Here is a 23032-nt window from a genome sequence, read left to right on the forward strand (position 1 = left end):
ACTTAATACGTCTATCGTATTAGGATTAGAGTAGTTAGACGGACAAGGAGGTATCAGCATGGCAAGCGAAGACAAAATTTATGATGTGATTATTATTGGAGCAGGACCAGCTGGGATGACAGCAGCTTTATATACTTCACGCGCAGATCTTGATACGTTGATGATCGAACGCGGTGTTCCTGGTGGACAAATGGTGAATACGGCAGAAGTTGAAAACTATCCAGGATTTGATTCTATTTTAGGACCGGATCTTTCAGACAAAATGTTCAGCGGTGCAAAACAATTCGGTGCTGAATATGCATATGGTGATATTAAAGGAATCGATAATGAGTTAGCATACAAAACAGTATATGCAGGATCAAAGGCATATAAAGGTCGAGCAATCATCATCGCAACAGGAGCAGAACATCGCAAATTAGGTGTTCCGGGCGAAGATGAACTTAGCGGACGTGGCGTTTCTTACTGCGCAGTCTGTGACGGAGCATTTTTCAAAAACCGTGAATTGGTGGTAGTCGGTGGTGGCGATTCCGCGGTAGAAGAAGGAACCTATTTAACAAGATATGCAAGCAAAGTGACGATCATTCATCGCCGCGATAAATTGCGTGCGCAACAAATCTTACAAGACCGTGCTTTTAAAAATGACAAAGTAGATTTCATTTGGAACCATACAGCAGAAGAAATCGTTGGCGACGGCTCAAAAGTAACTGGTGTGAAAATTATTTCGACAGAAGACGGTTCGGAAAAAACGGTTTCTGCTGACGGCGTGTTTATCTACGTTGGCTTAGTTCCGCTTACCAAACCATTCCAAGATTTGGGGATCACAGACGGAGAAGGCTACATCATAACAGATGAAGAATTGCGTACAGAGATTCCCGGAATCTTTGCAGCAGGCGATGTTAGGGCGAAAAGTCTACGTCAGATCGTTACCGCAGCAGGCGACGGCGGTCTAGCTGGACAAAATGCGCAAAAATATGTAGAAGAGTTGAAGGAATCGCTCACAGAGACGGTTTCAGAATAGAGAAATTGTAAAAAAGGAAGGATCTCCATGGAGATCCTTCCTTTTTTTATTTTATGACTTGCCATGTAATGCATTACATGACGTATAGTAAAAAAGTAATCCATTTTAAAACAAAGGAGCCGAAGACATGAAAATAATCATCACAGAAAGTTATGAAGCATTAGGAAATCTAGCAGCAAGTATCCTTTTAGGGAAAATGACGGAAGATAAGCGGGTAAATATTTCCATTACTGCCGGAAATACGCCGCAAAGCACATATACGGCGCTGATTCCGCGAGTAAAAAACAATGCAGCCTATCAAAATGTGCATTATTATAATTTTGATGAGATCGTCGAATTAGGAGAAGAAAAAGGAATGACGGAAGCAGCGTTGCAAAAGTTGTTTTTCCAGCCAGCTAATATTTCGTCCGAACAGATCCACCTATTGAATTTAAGTAATTATCAAGAACAGGATCAAAGAATCGCAAACGCAGGTGGACTGGATGCGATGCTGATCGGCATTGGAGAGGATGGACATTTTTGTGCGAATATGCCGCAGTCCACTGAATTCAATCGTCATACACATGAAGTCCTGATAAAGCCAGAGTATTCGTGGTATGAATGGGCAAAGGCCGATTCCGGTGAAAAGCTTCCCGCATCATTCGTTACGATGGGGGCGGCTTCCATTATGAAAGTAAAACAGCTAATACTGATAGCGAATGGCTCGCATAAGGCAGGTATTATCAAACGGGCGCTAAGTGGTCCGATCGATAGGAATATCCCAGCCTCGATCTTGCAATTACATCCGAACCTCACTGTTATTCTTGATCAGGAAGCGGCAGCGGATCTATAAGTAAACGACATCTTTCTATAATTAGAAAGATGTTTTTTAGTAAAAAGGTTGATAAAATTTAGTAAATGTTATATAGTGGATTTATCAAAGCTAGGAGGTAAGTCATGGAAAAACAAAAGGTGAAATCTCTTTTTGAAAGCGTATTCAAAAAAGAAGGAATACTGTTTTTTGCTCCGGGAAGAATCAATTTGATCGGGGAACATACCGATTATAACGGAGGACATGTTTTCCCCTGTGCGATCTCGCTCGGAACTTATGGAGTAGCTAGCTTGCGGGAAGACGATCAGGTTCGGTTCTATTCGGAAAATTTTCCGGATAAAGGAATTATCTCGTGTACCGTCAACGAATTGGATTATCGCAAGAAAGATGATTGGGCAAATTATCCAAAAGGCGTCATTCGCTACTTGAAAGATAGTGGGTATGCGATCAACCAAGGAATGGACATTCTGTTTTATGGGAATCTGCCTAATGGCGCTGGGCTGAGTTCCTCTGCTTCGATTGAAATGTTGACCGGGGTCATTGTCAAAGACCTGTTCCAATTAGAGGTGTCGAGGCTTGAACTGATAAAACTAGGACAAAAAGTCGAAAATGCTTTTATTGGTGTCAACTCAGGGATCATGGATCAATTTGCCGTGGGAATGGGGAAAAAGGATCATGCGATTCTGCTTGATTGTCAGACATTGGACTATGAGTTAGTGCCCCTAGAACTGCAGGCGCACAAGATCGTTATTATGAACACGAACAAGCGCAGGGAATTAGCCGATTCGAAGTATAATGAGCGCCGCCAAGAATGTGAGGAAGCCGTGAAAATACTCAATCAAGCACTCTCGATCCAAGCGCTGGGTGAATTGACAAATGAGGAATTTACCTCCCATGCAGAACAGCTACCGCCACTCATGCGAAAACGGGCCAAACATGCTGTTAGCGAAAATATTCGGACATTGGAAGCTGCGGCGGCACTGAAACAGGGAAAATTAGCGGCTTTCGGCAAACTAATGAATGAATCACATGAATCTTTGCGTGACGATTACGAGGTAACTGGTGTAGAATTAGATATACTGGTGGAGACAGCGTGGCAGTTGCCGGGCGTCGTCGGGGCGAGAATGACGGGAGCAGGTTTTGGCGGCTGCGCGATCGCGATTGTAGAAGATGCTCATATTGACACGTTTATCCAGCAAGTAGGCCAACGTTACCAAGAAAAAATAGGTTATGCAGCTGATTTTTATATAGCAGATATTAGTGACGGGGCAACGATTTTGGAGGAGGATGAAACATGAGTATTTTAGTACTTGGAGGAGCTGGTTACATTGGCTCGCATGCAGTGGATCAATTGATTGAGAAAGGCTACGCAGTGGCTGTGGTAGATAATTTGCAGACTGGTCATGAAAAAGCCGTTCATGAAAAAGCAACATTCTATCAAGGAGATATTCGGGATAAAGCCTTTTTGGAAAGTGTTTTTGAAAAAGAAAATGTAGAGGGAGTCGTCCATTTTGCCGCTAACTCACTAGTTGGCGAATCCATGGAGATTCCGCTGACTTATCTAAATAACAATGTGTATGGTACACAAATCGTCTTGGAAGTAATGGAGAAATTTGGTGTGAAAGCCATCGTGTTTTCTTCTTCCGCAGCTACTTATGGCGAACCAGAACAGATTCCGATCACAGAAGACATGCGGACAAATCCGGAAAGCACTTACGGTGATACGAAATTGATCATGGAAAAAATGATGAAATGGTGTGATATTGCTTACGGGATAAAATTTGTCGCGTTACGCTACTTTAATGTTGCCGGTGCAAAGGCAGATGGGACCATCGGAGAAGATCATGACCCGGAATCACACTTAGTGCCGATCATTCTACAAGTTGCTTTAGGTCAACGGGAAGAGCTATCGATCTTTGGTGATGACTATCCGACCGAAGACGGCACATGTATCCGTGATTATGTTCATGTCGTTGATTTGATCGACGCACACATTTTGGCTTTGGAGTATTTGAAAAAAGGCGGGGAAAGCAATATTTTCAACTTAGGCAGCAGCAGCGGCTTCTCTGTGCAACAAATGCTGGAAGCAGCAAGAGAAGTTACCGGAAAAGAGATCCCGGCGAAAGTAGTTCCGAGACGAAAAGGAGATCCAAGTACACTGATTGCTTCTAGTGACAAAGCTAGAAAAATATTAGGTTGGGAACCCAAAAATACAAACGTGTCCGAAATCATTGCTTCTGCATGGAATTGGCATCAATCGCATCCACACGGTTTTGAGGACAAGTAAAATGGAGTGAATCTACATGGATATTTCCCAAGTAATAACAGATTTCCTAGCAGCAAACAAGCAAGCTGGAAATCTGACCGAAGCCGATGAAATCTATATCCGAAACCGGCTACTGGCATTATTGGCGTTATCCGATTATGAAAACTGCATGCCTGCGGAGGAGCCTGGACCGCTCCTCCAATTATTAGATAAACTGATCGAATTTGCTGTCCAAAGCGGTATTATTTCAGCAATCGATTCTGAAAAAGAACAACTTGAAAGTGCTATCATGGATCTATTTGTACCACTTCCATCCGAATTGAATCAAGAATTTCAGCGACGTTACGCGCAATCTCCGCAGCAAGCGACCGATTATTTTCACGAATGGAGCAAAGCCAGTAATTACATAAAAACGCGTGAACTAGCGAGAAATATTCGTTATCAGACAGCAACTAACTATGGCGATTTAGAGATCACGATCAATCTTGCGAAGCCAGAGAAAGATCCCAAGCAGATCGCACTTGAAAAAAACACGCCGACTGGGAATTATCCTACTTGTTTGTTATGTATGGAAAATGAAGGCTACTTGGGCAATAGCAAGCACCCTGCGAGAACAAATCATCGTATTATTCAACTGGAATTGGCTGGGGAGCCATGGGGCTTTCAGTTTTCGCCCTACGCGTATTATGAAGAGCATTCGATCTTTTTAGCAAAAGAGCACCGACCTATGCAAATTAATCGGAAGACGTTTGCTAATTTGTTAGGGATCGTAGAGCAGTTCCCACACTACTTTGTTGGTTCAAATGCCGATCTACCAATCGTGGGCGGTTCGATTTTGACGCATGATCACTATCAAGGCGGGGCGCATAATTTCCCAATGGAACAGGCAGAAGTCTGGTATTCGTTTGTAATGACTGATTTTCCAGAAATAGAAGCAGAAGTCTTACATTGGCCGCTTTCTGTTATTAGGTTGCGTCATAAAAAGAAAGACATATTAATAGATGCAGCTGTACACGTATTTAACACGTGGAAAAGTTATAACGATGAAAGCGCTTCTATCATTGCGGAAACGGATCAGCCGCATAATACAGTCACACCGATCGCACGGCAAAAAGCGGATGATTACGAACTGGATATCGTGTTGCGCAATAATCGGACATCCGCCGAGTTTCCAGATGGCATTTTTCACCCACATCCCAACGTACAACATATCAAAAAAGAAAATATCGGCTTGATCGAAGTAATGGGATTGGCAATTTTACCAGCAAGGCTGAAAGAAGAACTGGAAGAAGTGAGGGCCTACTGGCTGAACAAACCATCGAATATCAAAGCGATCCATCTCGACTGGGCAGATACTGTGAAAGCCAAGCAAACAATTACAGAAGCCAATAGCCAAGACGTACTCAAACAAGCAGTAGCGGAACGGTTCTTGGAGGTATTGACCGATGCCGGTGTGTTCAAGCAGACAACGGCAGGAAAAGTCGCCTTCCAGCGATTTACAACTACATTATAAAAAACGGATCACTCTGGAATCGAAGCGGTTTCAGGTGCTTCTGATTTTGAAATAGACGAATGGCAGATAACTTGGTAGAATAAAGGGGAAACATGTGGAGGTGGCAGCGTGGCAACAATCAAAGATATTGCTGAAAAAGCGGGTGTTTCCGCAGCAACGGTTTCACGAGTCTTGAATTTTGACAATACATTATCGACCAGCGATGAAACAAAAAAACGAATTTTTGAAGTCGCGGAGTCTCTGCATTATACGAAACATAAACAGAAAAAACAAAAAAAGCATGCCAAGATCGCACTTGTCAAATGGTATACTGAACAAGAAGAGCTGATGGACATTTACTATTTGGCGATCCGCATGGGCGTCGAAGCAAAAGCCGCAGAGCTTGGCTACCAGTTTGTTTCTGTTACACAAGACGCAGAAACGATGCTCAAGGGCGCAGAAGGAATCATTGCCATTGGTAAATTCAGCGACAAGCAAATTGAAAAGCTGGAGACATATCGAGTACCGATTTGCTTTACAGATCAAGATATGTCTGTTCGTCGATTGGATTCGGTCGTCGCCGACTTGGATCAGGGTGTTATTAGCGTGATCGATTATTTTATTGATCAAGGTCATTCGAAGATCGGCTTTTTAGGCGGAGAAGAGTTTTTCACTGACCATTCCTCGATCATCACAGACACCAGAGCCAGTAGTTTTCAGGCATATTTGGAAAAGAAGGGCCGCTATGATGAACAGATGGTATTTACAGGGGCATTCAACGTTGAATCAGGTTATCAGTTAATGACGGAAGCGATCCAAACATTAGGAACGCAGCTGCCGTCCGCCTTTTTTGCTGCAAATGATTCTATTGCGATCGGTGCATTGCGTGCACTTCAACATGCGAAAATCAAGGTGCCAGAGCAAGTGGCAGTGATTGGATTGAATGATACCAGTGTTGCAAAGTACGTCTATCCACCACTTAGCACGGTGCGGGTCTACACCGAACTGATGGGCGAAACAGCGATGAAGCTCTTACATGAGCGATTGACTGGGGAAAGAGACGTTGCCAAAAAAGTAATGATCGCAACCGATTTGATTATCCGCGAAAGTAGTGAGGTAAAATAAAGGAGAGGGGATACATATAATGAGTTGGCAAGAAAATTATCAAAAATGGGTCGCAAATAAAGAACTGGATCCAGCTTTAAAAAAACAATTAGAAACAATCAAAGAAGATGATAAACAGTTGGAGGACAGTTTTTATCGCGACATGGAGTTCGGAACTGCCGGCATGCGCGGTATCATCGGTCCCGGATCGAATCGAATGAATATCTATACGATCCGCAAAGCAACCAGTGGTCTGGCTGCGTTTATTGAAAGCAATGGAGACGCGGCAAAAGCACGCGGAGTAGCGATCGCTTATGATCCAAGACATATGTCACAAGAATTTGCGTATGAATCTGCTGCTGTTTTAGGCGAACGCGGGATTCAATCGTATGTATTCGAATCATTACGTCCTACTCCCGAACTTTCTTTCGCAGTACGCTACTTAAATTGCTTCAGCGGGATCGTTGTTACGGCGAGCCACAATCCGCCGGAATATAATGGCTATAAAATTTACGGCGAGGATGGCGGGCAAATGCCGCCAGAATCTGCTGACATCGTGACGAATCATATCGAAGCGATCGAGGATATTTTTGCAATCAAAGCAGCTCCTATCCACGAATTAAAAGAAAAAGGGCTGTTAGAAGTCATCAGCAGCAAAGTTGATGAACCTTATCTAAACCGTGTTAAAGAGGTGATCGTGGATAAGGATCTAGTAAATACAAAAGGAAAAGATCTGAAAATCGTCTTTACGCCATTGCACGGAACTGGCGGAATCTTAGGCGTACCAGCTCTGGAAAGTGTTGGTTTTACAAATATCATCAAAGTCGAGGAACAATTCATCAATGATCCTGACTTTAAAACCGTCAAATCGCCAAATCCAGAAAATAAGGAAGCATTCCTAAAAGCAATTGAATATGGGGAAAAATACGATGCTGATATCTTAGTGGGGACCGACCCGGATGCAGACCGCTTAGGCGTTGCTGTTCGCGATAGTTCTGGTAGTTTTGAAGTGTTGTCTGGAAATCAGATCGGTGCGCTGATCTTAAACTATCGCCTGAAACAAATGAAAGCACTCGGCCAGCTTCCGGCAAACGCAGCAGTCTTAAAATCAATCGTGACAAGCGACATTGGTAAAGACATCGCTTCCTTCTATGGCGCTAAAATGATCGAAGTTTTGACTGGTTTCAAATTTATTGCAGAAAAAATCAAAGAATTTGAAGCAAGCGGCTCCCATACTTTTGAATTCGGTTATGAAGAAAGCAACGGGTATATGGTCAAATCCTTCACACGCGACAAAGATGCGATCCAAGCAGTGCTGTCGATCTGCGAAGTAGCCCTGTCCAGCAAACAGCAAAATCGGACACTCTTTGAAGAACTGGAAGCCTTGTTTGAGCAATTTGGCTACTACAAAGAGGCCCTTATTTCCAAAACGATGTCCGGAAAAGATGGCTCAGAGAAAATCAAAGCAATCATGCATGATTTCCGTGCAGAACTCCCGAAAAAAATCGGGGACGAACCAATCGCTCGAATTGAAGACTATTTAACACAAATAGAAACGAATTTAGAAACCGGTGAAGAAACAGCAATCGAGCTTCCAAAAGCAGATGTATTGAAATGTTTTCTTGAAGATGGTTCCTGGTTCGCACTGCGTCCTTCTGGAACAGAGCCAAAAATCAAATTTTATTTTAGCGTGAAAGGCGAAAGTGCCGAGGCAAGTGAACGAAAATTAGAAGCAGTCAAAGCAGGGTTGCTGGCAAAAGTAGAATAAAAGGAACGGGCTTTCCGGGAGGGGAGCCTGTTTATTTTGTTTAAAAAAATGGACTTGTTTATTTACTTTTTGGAGTTTAGTTTATATGGGTGAACTGATAATGGCGGAGCAGCATGTGTTGCTTTGGCAGATCGTACTTGCTTAGCAATAGTCGATTTTATTTTCATAAGTGTATTCTTAGCTATTCGCGAGCGCAGAATCGTGAAGCCTGCAATCGTTAATGTATAAAAAAAGGACGAGCTATTTGTGAAAAAGCTCGTCCTTTTTTTATTTTTTTATCCGCCTGATCGATCTTTTTCGGACTCTGCTGGCTAGTTGCCGGGGCGTGTTTCCCCCAACTTTTGATCAGACCGGACAGCGATGTATCTGTCACAACTAAACCACCGAAGAAGAGCAGGTATTCCACTAATAGTATCCCTAGCAGAATATTCGTGATCGGCTTGTGTTTTTTTTCGGTCTCTTTTTCATCAACAAGAATATGTGTGTCCTGCTTTTGTTCTTCCCGATAGGCGGCAATGTAGGCTTTGCGCTCTTTTTTTGGCATCGCCTTATATTCTTTGATAAAGGCGTCATAATCCTTTGCGATCTGCTGTGCTTCGCCGAATGCGCGGACTTCACCGTAATGCATCCAGACGATCCGGTCGCAAAGTTTTTTGACTTGCGCTAAAGAATGACTGACGAAAATAATGGTTTTCCCGGAATTTTTCAATTCATCGATTCGGTCTACACATTTTTGGTAGAAAGTTTGGTCGCCGACAGAGAGTGCTTCATCAATGATGAGGATGTCTGGATCTAAATGCACACAAATTGCAAATCCCAACCGTGACCGCATTCCGCTAGAGTAATTCTTGATTGGCTGGTCAATGAAGGTACCAATATCGGCAAATTCAATGATAGAAGGCAACAGTTCTTGGATCTGTTTGGGGTTCAATCCATGCATCAATAGTTTTAATTTAATATTTTCTACACCAGATAAGGCATTTTTCAGACCAACTTTGATCGCAAGCAAAGAAACTTCGCCGTTGATAAGCACTTCACCGTGCGTGGGGATGATCGATTCGGAGATCACATTGGAAAGCGTGGATTTCCCGGCGCCATTGATCCCGACTAATCCAATTGTCTCGCCTTGATAAATCGTCAAATTAACATTGCGCAATGCCCAGAAAGTATCTGTTTGTTTATTGAAAAACATATTTTTAAGTTTATCGTTGCGGCTTTTTAATAAATTATATTTTTTGGATACATTTATAAGTTGAACTGCCTGTTTTTTTTCCATATTCTTCCCTTTTCTTTACTAGATTCAGATTCATTCTCTTTCTATCGTATAATTAATAGCGGAAATCGTCAATGTGGAAGTGGAGAATTTCTAAAACACCTGCTGGTATGCTATTATTAGGAAAATAAGAATGGCGGGAGAGAGGGAAAATGCATTATAATTTCACATTATCTGTCGACGAAAAAATTGATTTAGTTCAGCCATCACTTGAAAATGCCAAGGATCTTTATGCCGTGTTGGATAACGATCGCGAACATCTGCGGAAGTTTTTAAACTATGTGGATGATACGAACGAACTTGCAGATGAAGAAAATTATTTCAGGATCAAGCTGGCGGGTTATGCGAAGGGGACAGATAGACTGTATCTGATTGCCTATGAAAGCAAGATTGTCGGAGCAATCGACTTGCATTTTATTGATGCGGCAAATCATTCTGCAGAAATCGGATATTGGATCAATTCTGCTTATATTGGAAAAGGTATTGCCCCTAAATGTGTACAAAAACTTTGTCAGATCGGGTTTGAAACGCTGGCATTGAACCGAATCACGTTGGTTGCCGACACAGAAAACAAAGGAAGTAATCGAGTTGCGGAAAAATGCGGATTTATGCTAGAAGGCACACTGAAACAAAGTAAGTTGATCAGGGGAGAATTTCGAGATTTTAACACCTATGCTTTATTAAAGTCAGAATTTGCAGCGATTCATGGGCCGCACTGAAACAAAGCAAAACGAGACGGGATTGTTCCCGTCTCGTTTTTTATTCAATATGAAGGCTTTTTGTCATTTCTCCGGCGTACGTCAAAAACAGTCGCTGCATTCCCCGCGAGATCGCCGTATAGAGGATGCGGTTATCTCTAGCGGTATTATAATTATCCGCAGAAATATCGTACACAAGCACATTGGAAAACTCCAGCCCTTTCGAGACACTGATCGGCAAAACGCTGACCTGTGCATCACTGGCAAATAAGGCAGCGATTTTGTCCGCTTCTGCGCTTGTCTTTGTAATGATCGTTAGCAGTTCGTGTTGTAGTTCTTCCAACAGCTTGCCTACCAATGGGATCAGTTCTCGCGGGTCTTCGATTTTAAAAACTTGCGGCGGGTGTCCTGCTGGGCGGACGGGAACAATGGTCAGCCTTTTAGTGGAGGCAGCTAACTGACCGAAGAGTTCAGTGATGACGCCGCTGGAACGGTAGCTGTTTAACAGATCGTATCGCGCGATGGATGTATTTCGAGTAGAAAAACAGCAGGTGATCTCAGCAAACGAGATCGCTGTGTTGAAGATCGCCTGATTTTCATCGCCGACCATGGTAAAATCGCTGTTGGGAAATAGTTCAGCTAGTAAGCAGATCTGCGCTGGCGTGTAATCTTGAACCTCATCGATCAATAGAAAGCGAATCGCGGGTGTATGGCTTTTTTCGATCAGAAAATGACGGATAGCAAGCAAAGCGGTCGCTTCATCCACTGTGAAAGTGGCAGGATCCTGCCATTGATAGGGCTGCTTTTGATAGGTGGAATATAGATGTTCCAATATTTTTGCGCTGTTGAGCCATTTATTTTCCTGAATGGCTTTGGTCACTTTACGATAGCGCCTTGCCAATAAGAGTTGCGTATAATTTAAAACACTTTTTTCATCGTCTGCGGTGATCAATTTCCCAAAGTATTTCTGCTGTTGATCTTCTGTTAAGGATAAGAATAAATCTTGAGCGGCAGCGCTTTTTGCTTCGGTGCGAAGGCGCTTTTTCCAATGATCTAGTAGTGCTTCTTTGACGGCTTGTACTTTTTTCAGCGGTGCTGCTGGGGCGTTTGCATAGATTGCGGCTATTCTCTCTTTAGAAATAATGACCTTACCATTTTGAGTGATGCTACGAATAAAGGAATCGTTCAGCGGCAGCTCGTCAACTTGTTTGATGTGATCGATAAAAGCTTTGCTGCGTAGGACTACTGCTTGTGCATCAACGGTTTCTTTGCTGATCCTGGCGAAATACTGTGGTTCTGTTTCGAGTGGATCAGTTAGCTGACGCTGAATGAGCTCCCGGAATGTAAGGTTAGTAGGATTCTTTTCACCTAGAGCAGGTAAAACATTGGAAATATAAGTAACAAAGTTAGTGTTGGGCGATAAAATCAACATATTGTCTACAGTGATTTCTTGTCGCAGTGAATAAAGCAGATAGGCGATGCGCTGCATGATCGTCGATGTTTTCCCACTTCCCGCGACACCATTTACCAAAATGATATGATTTTTCTGGTCGCGGATAATACGATTCTGTTCTTGCTGGATGGTAGAAGTAATGTCTTTCATTTGAGTAGTGGCGTTATGTTCGAGCGCTTCCAGCAATACATCGTCTTGGATCGCGATCGAGGTATCAAAAAATTTGAGCAACTTGTCTTTTGCAATGATAAACTGTCTTCTATTGTTGATGGCAACTTGGATCTTCCGCTGCTGGACGCTGTAATAGGAATTTCCAAGAGCGTTATTATAAAATAATTCCGCGATTGGGGAGCGCCAATCGTAAATCAAGTTATCGCCGGCATCATTTGCGAAATTATGGATACCGATGTAGAAGTCTTCCGGCGCTTCCGCATCTAAAAAGTCAACATTGATTTTACCGAAATAAGGTGATTGTAATAGACGTTTGATCTTTTGAAGAAGGGTATCGGCAGTTTTGACTTTAATATTCAGCTGATCGATTTCTTTATTCTTGGATTCGATCGCCGCCAGTGATTCCATTGTATCGAACATATTATCGAAATTCATACTGGTATCTTCTGCCATCGATTTTATTGATGAGATGCCTTCCTCTTTTGCTGTTTTGAGTAGTGCAGTTAATTCCTCCTCTTGGTGTAGCAACTTTGCGTAGACTTCTTGGAGATAACGCACCTCTTTTTCGGTTTCTTTATCGCTCATACACATTCTCCTTTATAAAAAAGTAGACTAACCAATCATTATAAGTCATAGGAGGAATCATTACAAGCGAGTAAATAGAGAGAAATCATTTTTTTCTAATGAGGTTAGGTCGTATTCCGATTCTTTCTTACTAAAAATATGGTAGAATAGAAGAAAATACATGGTTTTATATATAGGGAAGGATGAGGAATAATGTCCACTAACCAACTTCAATTGGTGATTATTACAGGGATGTCTGGAGCTGGTAAAACAGTAGCGATGCAGTCACTAGAGGATGTAGGGTTTTTTTGTGTAGACAACTTGCCGCCAACGTTACTGCCTACCTTTTGGGAACTGATGAAAGAATCCGGTAAGACGGATAAAATCGCGATTGTAATGGATCTACGTGGACGGGAGTTCTTCGATTCGATTGAAAAGGCGCTAGATGATTTAGATAATACGAGCTTTATTACGACGAAAGTGCTTTTCTTGGAGGCGGATGACCAAGTACTGGTGTCCCGTTATAAAGAAACAAGAAGGCATCATCCGCTGGAGCCAAACGGTTCGATTTTAGAAGGGATCCAAGCGGAACGAGCGTTGCTACAAGATCTCAAGGGGCGCGCGCAACTCCTTATCAACACATCGAATATGACGCCGCGTGAACTGCGTGAGCGGATCAACCAAGAATTCAAGGCGGAAAGCAAAGATATTTTTAATGTTCAAGTGACTTCGTTCGGCTTTAAATATGGTTTGCCGATCGATGCCGATCTGGTGTTTGATGTTCGTTTTTTACCGAATCCGCATTGGGTCGATAACCTACGGCCGCTAACAGGGCTGGATGAAGAGGTCAATGATTATGTAATGAAATGGCCGGAAACGCAGACGTATTTGGATAAACTGCTCGATATGCTCTGGTTTTCACTTCCTTATTACAAACGGGAGGGCAAGACGCAGCTCAGCATTGCGATCGGTTGTACTGGCGGTCAGCATCGTTCAGTCGCCTTGTCGGCGTTTGTAGGAAAAGCGATCGGTCAAAAATATGATGTTACTATTTCGCATAGAGATATGAAGCGGAGAAAGGGAAATTAAGATGGATAGAGAAACGCTACCGAAAGTGGTCGTTATCGGAGGCGGAACAGGGCTTCCGGTCATACTTAAAGGTTTGAAAAAAGAAAAGGTAAACATCACTGCGATCGTAACCGTTGCAGATGATGGCGGAAGTTCTGGCATGATCCGCAAACAGATGAATGTATTGCCACCGGGCGATATCCGTAATGTAATGCTTGCGCTCTCCAACGTGGATCAGCGTGTCGTCGATCTCTTTCAATATCGGTTTGAAGTCGAAGGAGAGCTGTCCGGACATGTTATCGGAAATTTGATCTTAACTGCCTTGTCGCAGCTGAATGATAGTTACGTCGATGCGATCCAAGTGCTTTCAAAAGTGTTGAAGATTCGCGGTCAGGTGATTCCGGCAACAGATGAACCACTTGTGCTACATGCCGAGATGCAAGACGGCAGTTTTATCAACGGCGAGTCATTGATCCCGCTGCAAGGTCAGCCGATCAAGCGAGTATTCATTGATCCTGTTGATGTAAAGCCACTGGATACAGCAGTGCAAGCAATTGCCGAAGCTGATTTGATTGTAATTGGGCCTGGTAGCTTGTATACTAGTATCCTCCCCAATTTATTGGTAAAAGATATTGCTGCGGAACTTATCCGAACAGAAGCTCCCGTAGTTTATATTTCAAATATTCTTACGCAGATCGGTGAAACAGATAATTTCAGCGATCTGGATCATATTCGCGTTATCCATGATCACGTTGGAGAACCGATCATCAACCATACGCTCATCAATACAGCAGAAGTACCACGCGAATTAATGTTTCCGGAAGATGTCCGGCAAGTCGCGCATGATACAGAGCAGATCGGTAAGCTAGGCATCCATGCACTGACGGATGATTTTCTTTCTACAGAAGAAGGGTTAGTACGCCACGATGCTAAGAAGGTAGCTGCGGTATTAATGAAGTTATTGGCGCAAAATAATAATTAAAGGAGTGAGAGGCGTGTCGTTTGCATCAGAAACTAAAAAAGAATTGACACAATTGGAAATCAATAACCATGATGCAAAATTAGAGCTGGCCGCGTTTATTCGGATGAATGGCGCCTTATCCTTTTCCAATCAGACATTTGTTTTGGACATCCAAACAGAGAATGCTGCGATTGCTAGAAGGATGTACCGGCTTTTAAAAGACCTCTATGAAATCCCAATTGAATTATTAGTTCGTAAAAAAATGAAGTTAAAGAAAAATAATGTTTACATTGTTCGATTTAAGACCCGCACTCGTGCCATCTTGGAAGATCTCCACATTTTACAGGATGATTTTTCTGTTACGAAATCGATCGATGCTGATTTCGTCAAAAAACGGGGCGACAAGCGAGCATACTTACGCGGTGCTTTCCTAGCAAGCGGTTCGATCAATAACCCGGATACTTCTTCGTATCATTTAGAGATTTTCTCTGTATATGAAGAACACAATGAAGCGATCTGTAAGCTGATGAATAGTTTCGAGCTCCATGCCCGGACACTTGAACGGAAAAACGGTTTTATCACGTATTTGAAAGAAGCCGAAAAAATCACGGAGTTTCTAAGCGTGATCGGAGCTACAACGGCGCTACTTCATTTTGAAGATGTCAGGATCATGCGTGACATGCGTAATTCCGTCAATCGTCTGGTAAACTGTGAAACAGCCAATTTGAATAAAACGATCAATGCGGCGGTAAGACAGATCGACAATATTAAATTCATCCAGCAAGAAGTAGGCTTGGAAGCTTTGCCGGATAAATTGAAAGAAATCGCAGAACTCAGGATCGCCCACGAAGATGTTTCACTCAAAGAACTGGGCGAGATGATGACTTCCGGACAAGTAAGTAAATCGGGGGTCAATCACCGGCTGCGGAAACTGGATACCATCGCAGAACGGCTTAGAAATGGAGAATCACCTTCAGGACTGGGACTCAAAGTCAAACAATTATAAATGTAAAGGAAGCGGTAAACGTGTCAAAATTGTTTTCAGAATATAAGATGAAAGACGTTACTTTGAAAAATAGATTGGTGATGTCACCAATGTGCATGTATTCGGTGGAGAAGAAAGATGGAATCGCGACAGATTTCCATTTAGCGCATTATGCTTCCAGAGCAGTTGGCGGCACTGGCTTGATCTTACTTGAAGCAACAGCTGTCCAAGCAGTCGGCAGAATCTCGTACCAAGATCTAGGGATTTGGAATGATGAACAGATTCCGGCATTGAAACGCATCGTAGACAGTGTTCACAGCTATGACGCGAAAGTCGGTATCCAATTAGCACATGCCGGCCGAAAAGCAGAATTAGATGAAGAGATCGTTGCGCCTTCTGCGATTGCTTTCAGTGATGACTACAAAAAGCCAAAAGAATTGACGAAAGATGAGATCGCAGAGATCGTATCGGACTTCAAACGTGCAGCTTTCCGTGCAAAAGAAGCAGGCTTTGATGTGATCGAATTACATGCAGCACATGGTTACTTAGTGCATCAATTCTTATCCCCGCTTTCTAACCGGCGCGAAGATACTTACGGCGGTCCGGCAGGCAATCGCTATCGCATCCTCGGCGAGATCATTCGTGCGATTCGCGAAGTTTGGGATGGACCACTGCTTGTCCGCATTTCCGCTACGGATTATGTTCATGGAGGTTTGACATTAGAAGATCATGTTCCTTTCGCGAAATGGATGAAAGCAGATGGCGTGCAATTGATCGACGTAAGTACAGGCGGAAACGTTCCTGTCCGTCCAAATGTTTACCCAGGATATCAAACCCGCTATGCGGATGATCTGCGTCAAAAAGCAGGCATCGCGACCGGTGCGCTTGGAATGATCACGACTGGTGCGCAAGCAGAAGAGATTCTCGGTAATGAACGCGCCGACTTGATCGTCATTGGCCGTGAATTATTACGCGATCCATACTTTGCCCGCACAGCAGCACTTGAATTAGGCGAAGAGATCACACCGCCTAAGCAATATGAACGCGGTTGGTAATAAATAGACATCAACAGAGCCATTTTCTTGGCTCTGTTTTTTTTAGGGAAAAGCTGACATCCAGTTGTCAGAGTTAATCTGCTACACTGTTTTCAAGGAGGCGGAGAAATGAACAGTAAACCAGTAATTTTAGAAGATCAAATGGTCCTCGGTAGCAAAAAACGAATGGACAACCAAGAGGCAGGTGAAGCGATCGGCAAGATGTGGGAGGCATTTTTAAAAGAAAATAAGCCTTTGCCATATTATTCGATTTATACAAATTACGAGAGTGATCACACCGGGAAATATGACTATTATCTGGCAGTTAAAGTAGATACACTAGAAAAAGCGAATTTCACGATCCCGGCCGGCAATTATTTAAAGATACCTGTCGTTCCCAACAACGTGGAAGGCGTCGTTAAAACTTGGCAGGAAATCTGGGCGCAAGATGATACGTTGCCACGGACATATCAAGCAGATTTTGAAAAATATGAAGCAAACGGCGAGATCGCGATCTATTTATCTATCTAAAAAAGCTTAGTTGTTATCCTCATACCGGAAGCGTATACTAGAATCATAGCGTTTTAAAAAGAATTTAGTGAAATAAGGTGACGTTTCTTGTATAAAAAAATTTGGCTGTTCGCTTTTTCCTTCGTATTATTGGTCAGTGGCCTGTATCCAATCCAAAGTACAGCAGCATCCATTGGCTTCCAAAAAGAAGGACAATTATTATCTAAGAAACTCAGTGCTGTCGTAATAAAAGATATCGCTTTCGATTGGACGAAGCCTTCTGGCGGAGCGTATCCTGATTTGAAAGCCAATAATAAAGTCGCGATCTATGTTTCGATGGCAGCTCAGCGAGTGAAGATCATGCAGGATGATAAAGTGATCTATACGATGGTGACTTCTTCCGGTGTAGACGGTTCAAAGGCGACAAGCACTCCAAGAGGCCATTACAAAATCGAGAATGAGCGCGGTAAATGGTTCTATTCCCCCAAATATCAAGAAGGCGCCAAATATTGGACATCCTGGAAAAATCATGGCGAGTTCCTGTTCCACAGCGTTCCCATGGATGCTAGCGGAAACGTGAAAGTAAAAGAAGCCATGAAATTAGGAAAAGAAGCCTCGCACGGCTGTTTTCGACTGACGATCCCCGATGCCAAATGGATAAATGAACACATTCCAGTTGGAACAGATGTTTATATAAGGTAGATATAAGTTGAAAAAAGTAGGGATTGCTTGGATGCTATTTTTAAAAATGGCGTTTTCAAACAATCCCTTTTTGCCGTAATCTTTAATTTAAGGTGAAGAACGGCATTAAGTACATAGAAACATAGACGCAAATATAAAGAGTTAGAATTGAAATAGAGTACATTTTCCCCCAATAGCAGCGTTTTATACAATCAAGACCAATGTAACCGGAAAAAGTGCGAAGCCATCATCATGCACGATAATTTGAAAAGGCTTTTCGATAATAACAATCACGTTACCTTATTACAATATCCGAACTATATTGCAAAAGAGGTCAAACCGGGAGCAGACTTGGATGGATAATCATCAAGTAGAAAGAATAATATGAATAAACATACACTGATAAAATGGGGAAATTTGCTATCTACATAATATGACATCAATATTAGGATGAATAAGCTCCAAAATAAGAAGATTATGTGTCTTTTTTTAAAAATTATGCATAAATGAAAATATCTGAACCTCATTATGTGATCAATATTTAAGAGATCTTAAAAACCAACCTAAAACGAGTGTGTCAATACCTATTCAAGATGAAAAACCAACTTTCTAGGATGGATTTATTATACATATGGGAAGTATGCTAACATTAATAAAAAGTCTTGTTTTACTATTTACTTTGCTCACAAGCATATCCAGATCCTACAACTCGGCAATAGTAAGGTGAATCTAGAAGAAAGTATTATTTCAAAAAGGGGCAGCGAGTGCGAGTAGTATTAAGATACGACTCCAAAAATAATTATCATTTAATTAATGAAGGAACGTCTATTTTTATAAAACCTAAGAAAAATGCTAATAGTATGCTTGCTAATATGTATCAACAAATTTCTACCAATAAACGGTATTTCCCAAATGAAATCAAATAAGGAGTGCATGGATATGATGAAAAAAAGATTATTTACTATTTTAGTAGCTTTTATAATGGTAGGTATGTGTTTCCCGGCAAATTATGAAGCTAAAACATTGGCGCCCACTAGTAAACAACCAACAACCAAACAAGTGACATATAATTTTAAGACGAAGAAAGTAACGGTAAAAGGTAAAGCTGAAAAAGGTGCAAGTGTAACTCTATGCTATAAAAATAAACATGTCACAAAAAAAGCTAATCGCAAGACTGGGAGTTATCGAATCCGTATTAAAATCAAAAAAAGTGATACGTTGCGTGTATATGTAAAAGAACGTGGTTTTTTTAAAAGTAAAATTAAAAAAGTACCTGCACAACGATATTTAACAGCATCTCCCGATAAGATTATTGCTGGAGGGTCGATGGATGATAACAAAGTAACCAAAGTTAAATTAATTGGTGATGCACCAAAAAACGCCAAGATCAATATTCGGTTTAAAGGAAAATTGCTCAAACAATTTTGGACAAAGAAAAATTCCAAGGAATATACGATATATGTAAAAATACGACAAGCTGATTATGGAAAATATAATTTCCAAGCTTCCGCTAAAAAGAAAAATAAGAAGCGTAGTAAACTTGTAACATTGAAATTTCCGAAAATGTAATTATATAGGAGAGTCTAGAAATTATAATTTCTAGACTCTTTTTGTGCCGACGAACGAATGCAAGTTTTAAGTCTCTAAAAGTGCTTGATTTTGTCTGAAATTTAGTTTATATCAAAAAATCTAAATTATATTTAATAAATAAACGAAAACCTAATATATATATAGTATCTTTCTAAAATGTCACAAAAAGTTCGAAATTTGTTCGTACTTTTTAAATTTCGAATGTGCTATACTCCTAAAAGGTAAGCACTAAACTAAATAAATTTAGTATTTCTTACTAACAGCATCATAAATACATGACAACAAGGAGATTGATTTGAATGAATTTTCCGAATAATTTTAAAAAAGGTATTACAATTATGATATTGGGAACGACTATATTAGGCACATCTAATGTATTGTTACCTAATAATGCGAATGCAGAAGAAGTAACGAAAGAAAACAAGATTAATCTTCCGCAAGACATCGAGATGAATGATAGTGATTTACCCCAAATGCCATTGTCAGAAGCGCTTGAATCAGGAGCTACGGAAGTTATTTTAACAGATATTGATATTCCAGAAGCAGCTTTAGAATTAAATAGTACAGTAACTAACCGCGATTTTATGTTAAGAGGTAAAGGGAAATGGGTATATAAATATACGGCGCAACCATATAAATTTTATTTTCATACTAAAAAGAAAAAGTGGAAAATGGTTCAAGTTACTGCATTTTCAACACATGTTCAAAATGTAGTTGTCAATGGCTGGATGAATACGATTTCTGGTGGTTCGACTTATTTTAGATAATAGGATGGGATAATATGTTTAAAAAAAAAGATGCAGAACTATTTTTAGAGTTAATAAAATCTTTATACAATAATCACCATGAAGATTTAGGAGCTGATTTAAAAAGTAATTTAGTTAAAGCGGCCAGTTCTATTGAGAACAAAGAAGAGTTGGGATTAATCGCTGTCAAATTATATCCTTTTATAGTCTCTGAAGCATCAGAAAAAGATAAATTCCATCCAAAAGAACTAGATGATCTAATGCAGTATGTATTAAAGAAAAAAAATAAATACGAGCGATGGTTCAACTTCAACAGGGTAGGATTATTTAGGTAAAAGATAAAAAGAAGATTAATATATAAGCTAGTACTCTATTAAATTAAGGGGCTAGTTTTTTTACGTCTGTCCGTAATTTTACGATTAATATTTCTAAACGTGATCCATTATAAAATTGGATAAATTCCAATGCGCATTAAGGTATACATTATCGCCAAAAACATAACATACTAATAAGCTTCACTTTATAAGTGGACAATAAAGTTGTGCAAAATGAAAACTGGATATCCCTAAGTTAGCAAACCGAAGCGCAAAATTGATTGCTAACTGCAGAAACAGCCAGTATCCGATAAAGTCTTTTTAACAAGATTAGTTGAGGGACAATAAATCGGATTAAGTGAATCTGGGAAAAAACAAGTAAGCTCCTGAGCAAAAATAGATGCAAATCCCATGAAATTATGTTGCCTATCCTCTAACGAATAAAAAGAGCGATATTAATAGATTTTTTTAAAACAGAAAAAAGATTATTACACAAAACAAATCGTTTGTATTTCTATGAGCAAGTCCCTTTCAACGCTGCTTTTTGATCAAATAGGAAGTGATATAAGCGGTCACAGGAACAGCAACGATCACGCCGATTCCTCCTATTAAAGTAGCGATTATTTCCAGACCGAAGACTTTACTGTTTAAGGTATCTAGCAAGGAATAGTGGAGTGTGATCAGCCAGATGATCAATGTCAAATAACTGCCTAAATAAGCAAAGAACAGTGTAGTGCTAGTTGCGGATAAAATTCCTTTACCAACCGCCAGTCCATTGGCATAAAGTTCCTTGAATGTCGCTTCCTTGAAGTGCGTATAATATTCATAAATCGAAGAAGCAACGGAAATCGTTGTATCTAAAATAGCACCAACAGCAGCAATGATTGTAGTAAAGACAGCGATCTGGTAAAAATTGATCCCGATATGAAGCGAGTAGACGCCGATTTCTTCCCATTCCTCTTCTGAAAAGCCCTGTAGCCCCAAGTGCATCGTGAAAAGAAGGGTTAGTAGGAACAATAGGCACATTACTAACGATATAGAAAGAAAGGAAGCGTTGGTTTTTAAATGGATGCCATTGATGAAATAAAGGTTAAAAGCGCTGATAAGGATGCTTACAATCAAAGCAAGTAGGATCGGATTTACCTTGAAATAGAGCAGGAAGACTGTAATGATCAGGATCAAGATATTGACATAAAGGGCGAAAAACGACTTTGCACCGCGTTTTCCACCAATGAGGAGCATCAATAGAGATAAGATAAAACTCAGTGCCCAAAAAGTCGTCATAGCTTATTTCCCTCCCTATCTAAGATCCAAGCGCTTATATATATGGTCAGTGGAATCGAAATGACGACGGCGATCCCACCGGTGAGCGCACGTATCAATTCAAGTGATAGATTTAGTTGAAAAGCAAAACTAATATCTAACCCATTACGCAGCAACAATAATATCATCGGAATGGAGCCTACTAGATAAACAAATAGTAAGATATTTGTCATTGCCCCCATAATATCTTTGCCGATCTCAAAACCACTTTTTCGCAAGACTTGGATCTTCATATTGGGATTTTTTGCTGAGATTTCTAGCATAGAAGTGAAGATCGTAATCACGATATCCACGACAGCGCCTACAGAACCAAGAAGAATCTCAACGAAAAACATGTTTTTCGGGGGCAGCGTGACGAATTCCAACGATTCATAATAGATTCCTTTTTCGTTAGTTGCACGCATTGTTATGTAAACGACCAAAGCCGTTAAACCAATCGATAATAAGGTCAAAGCAATCAGATAAAATGTTTTTTTGTGGATACCATTCAAAATCAATAAGAAGGATGTAATACATAGTAAAATGACAATCAAAAAGACATTAACGAAGCCCAGATTTTTAAGAGCCGTATTTAAATAGAGCGAGATCGCCGCTAAAATGATACATATATTGCTTGCTAAAGCTAAAAGAGAGAGAAGCCCTTGGCGTTTCCCAATGAAAAGCATGAGAAAAATAAATACAAAGAAGAGCAAAATAATAGTAGTATCACGCTTGATTCCTTTAATACTGCCAGTCAATAGTTTGTCTTTGGAAGCTTTATTGACCTTAACGAAGATCTTGCTAGGTTTGCTGATTTTATAATCGAAAGCACTAGAAGCTGAATATTTATGAAAGAGTTCGATTTTAGAACCTTTATATTTACCAGTAGTCAACGTTCCAATAACTTGCTGCTGATAAATCGTATCTTTATTTTTCATAGTGTCAGTAACGGTATTTTCTTTTAAAATTTTTGTATGATTGACACGGGCAATATCGTATTTGGGCGAATAATTGTTAAGTAGGAGAAGTATGATAACAAATACGCTAGCTAGAAGTACTAATTTTTTCATTTATCCACGACCTTATCCTGTACTAGATTCTCTGGGAAAAGAGAATGTTTTTAATAGGAATGATTACGATTTAAAGTCTAGCATTTTACGGGAATGCTGTCAATTGAGTGGGACAACTTAAAAAACCCCTTACACCTTGTCTCTAAGGCATAA

21 protein-coding genes are annotated in these 23032 nt (G+C 40.8%); 17 read left to right on the plus strand and 4 right to left on the minus strand.

Going from position 1 to position 23032, the window contains the following annotated elements; translation table 11 throughout:
- The first annotated feature begins 58 nt into the window (after nt 1–58).
- From trxB to HMPREF0556_RS11950, 7 genes are all read left to right on the plus strand, one after another.
- Nucleotides 59–1018, plus strand: a complete 960-nt coding sequence (trxB, locus tag HMPREF0556_RS11920; protein WP_003758956.1) for a thioredoxin-disulfide reductase — start codon at nt 59–61, stop codon at nt 1016–1018.
- Nucleotides 1019–1145: 127 nt separating this feature from the next.
- A complete protein-coding gene (locus HMPREF0556_RS11925; RefSeq protein ID WP_003758957.1) occupies nt 1146–1850 on the plus strand; it encodes a glucosamine-6-phosphate deaminase in 705 nt (234 codons plus the stop codon).
- 104 nt (nt 1851–1954) lie between these two features.
- The gene (locus tag HMPREF0556_RS11930; protein WP_003758959.1) at nt 1955–3127 is read left to right on the plus strand and encodes a galactokinase; all 1173 of its coding nucleotides are present in this window, start codon (nt 1955–1957) and stop codon (nt 3125–3127) included.
- A complete protein-coding gene (gene galE, locus HMPREF0556_RS11935; RefSeq protein WP_003758961.1) occupies nt 3124–4116 on the plus strand; it encodes a UDP-glucose 4-epimerase GalE in 993 nt (330 codons plus the stop codon). Before HMPREF0556_RS11930 ends, galE begins: the two co-directional genes overlap by 4 nt.
- A 16-nt stretch (nt 4117–4132) precedes the next feature.
- Nucleotides 4133–5608 (plus strand): UDP-glucose--hexose-1-phosphate uridylyltransferase, encoded by a 1476-nt coding sequence (galT, locus tag HMPREF0556_RS11940; protein ID WP_003758963.1) that lies wholly within the window; start codon nt 4133–4135, stop codon nt 5606–5608.
- Nucleotides 5609–5716: 108 nt separating this feature from the next.
- On the plus strand, nt 5717–6712 hold the full coding sequence (locus HMPREF0556_RS11945; protein ID WP_003758964.1) for a LacI family DNA-binding transcriptional regulator: 996 nt from the start codon (nt 5717–5719) through the stop codon (nt 6710–6712).
- A gap of 19 nt (nt 6713–6731) precedes the next feature.
- Nucleotides 6732–8459, plus strand: a complete 1728-nt coding sequence (locus HMPREF0556_RS11950) for a phospho-sugar mutase (protein WP_003758965.1) — start codon at nt 6732–6734, stop codon at nt 8457–8459.
- A 217-nt stretch (nt 8460–8676) separates the two neighbouring features.
- Here the strand turns inward: HMPREF0556_RS11950 and HMPREF0556_RS11955 are convergent, their stop codons facing one another.
- Nucleotides 8677–9735 carry an ABC transporter ATP-binding protein gene (locus tag HMPREF0556_RS11955; RefSeq protein ID WP_003758967.1) on the minus strand — a complete coding sequence of 353 codons (1059 nt, stop codon included), beginning with the start codon at nt 9733–9735 and terminating at the stop codon, nt 8677–8679.
- 149 nt (nt 9736–9884) lie between these two features.
- Between HMPREF0556_RS11955 and HMPREF0556_RS11960 the strand changes: the two genes are divergently transcribed.
- On the plus strand, nt 9885–10451 hold the full coding sequence (locus tag HMPREF0556_RS11960; protein ID WP_003758969.1) for a GNAT family N-acetyltransferase: 567 nt from the start codon (nt 9885–9887) through the stop codon (nt 10449–10451).
- Nucleotides 10452–10491: 40 nt separating this feature from the next.
- Here HMPREF0556_RS11960 and HMPREF0556_RS11965 read toward each other — a convergent pair whose 3' ends face one another.
- Nucleotides 10492–12639: a HelD family protein gene (locus tag HMPREF0556_RS11965; protein ID WP_003758971.1), complete on the minus strand. Its 2148-nt coding sequence runs from the start codon at nt 12637–12639 to the stop codon at nt 10492–10494.
- 192 nt (nt 12640–12831) lie between these two features.
- Here HMPREF0556_RS11965 and rapZ point away from each other — a divergent pair, with 192 nt between their 5' ends.
- From rapZ to HMPREF0556_RS12010, 9 genes are all read left to right on the plus strand, one after another.
- The gene (rapZ, locus tag HMPREF0556_RS11970) at nt 12832–13707 is read left to right on the plus strand and encodes an RNase adapter RapZ (RefSeq protein ID WP_003758973.1); all 876 of its coding nucleotides are present in this window, start codon (nt 12832–12834) and stop codon (nt 13705–13707) included.
- A 1-nt stretch (nt 13708) separates the two neighbouring features.
- Nucleotides 13709–14668: a gluconeogenesis factor YvcK family protein gene (locus HMPREF0556_RS11975; protein ID WP_003758975.1), complete on the plus strand. Its 960-nt coding sequence runs from the start codon at nt 13709–13711 to the stop codon at nt 14666–14668.
- A 13-nt stretch (nt 14669–14681) separates the two neighbouring features.
- Nucleotides 14682–15653 (plus strand): DNA-binding protein WhiA, encoded by a 972-nt coding sequence (gene whiA / locus HMPREF0556_RS11980; protein ID WP_036105710.1) that lies wholly within the window; start codon nt 14682–14684, stop codon nt 15651–15653.
- 20 nt (nt 15654–15673) lie between these two features.
- Complete coding sequence (gene namA / locus HMPREF0556_RS11985; protein ID WP_003758979.1) at nt 15674–16687, plus strand: NADPH dehydrogenase NamA; 1014 nt, start codon at nt 15674–15676, stop codon at nt 16685–16687.
- 108 nt (nt 16688–16795) lie between these two features.
- Nucleotides 16796–17197: a GyrI-like domain-containing protein gene (locus HMPREF0556_RS11990; RefSeq protein WP_003758980.1), complete on the plus strand. Its 402-nt coding sequence runs from the start codon at nt 16796–16798 to the stop codon at nt 17195–17197.
- 87 nt (nt 17198–17284) lie between these two features.
- Nucleotides 17285–17878, plus strand: a complete 594-nt coding sequence (locus HMPREF0556_RS13635) for a L,D-transpeptidase (RefSeq protein ID WP_003758982.1) — start codon at nt 17285–17287, stop codon at nt 17876–17878.
- 918 nt (nt 17879–18796) lie between these two features.
- Nucleotides 18797–19426: a hypothetical protein gene (locus tag HMPREF0556_RS12000; RefSeq protein ID WP_040486797.1), complete on the plus strand. Its 630-nt coding sequence runs from the start codon at nt 18797–18799 to the stop codon at nt 19424–19426.
- Between the two features lie 320 nt (nt 19427–19746).
- Complete coding sequence (locus HMPREF0556_RS12005) at nt 19747–20214, plus strand: hypothetical protein (protein ID WP_003758987.1); 468 nt, start codon at nt 19747–19749, stop codon at nt 20212–20214.
- A 14-nt stretch (nt 20215–20228) separates the two neighbouring features.
- The gene (locus HMPREF0556_RS12010) at nt 20229–20528 is read left to right on the plus strand and encodes a hypothetical protein (protein WP_003758989.1); all 300 of its coding nucleotides are present in this window, start codon (nt 20229–20231) and stop codon (nt 20526–20528) included.
- A gap of 510 nt (nt 20529–21038) precedes the next feature.
- On the opposite strand, the gene HMPREF0556_RS12015 is transcribed toward HMPREF0556_RS12010, so the two are convergent.
- Together HMPREF0556_RS12015 and HMPREF0556_RS12020 are read right to left on the minus strand one after the other, a co-directional pair.
- Nucleotides 21039–21791: a YibE/F family protein gene (locus tag HMPREF0556_RS12015; RefSeq protein ID WP_003758990.1), complete on the minus strand. Its 753-nt coding sequence runs from the start codon at nt 21789–21791 to the stop codon at nt 21039–21041.
- A complete protein-coding gene (locus tag HMPREF0556_RS12020; RefSeq protein ID WP_003758992.1) occupies nt 21788–22879 on the minus strand; it encodes a YibE/F family protein in 1092 nt (363 codons plus the stop codon). Before HMPREF0556_RS12020 ends, HMPREF0556_RS12015 begins: the two co-directional genes overlap by 4 nt.
- Nucleotides 22880–23032 lie beyond the last annotated feature (153 nt).

Source organism: Listeria grayi DSM 20601, assembly GCF_000148995.1.
In the GTDB taxonomy this organism is placed as follows: Bacteria; Bacillota; Bacilli; order Lactobacillales; family Listeriaceae; genus Listeria; species Listeria grayi.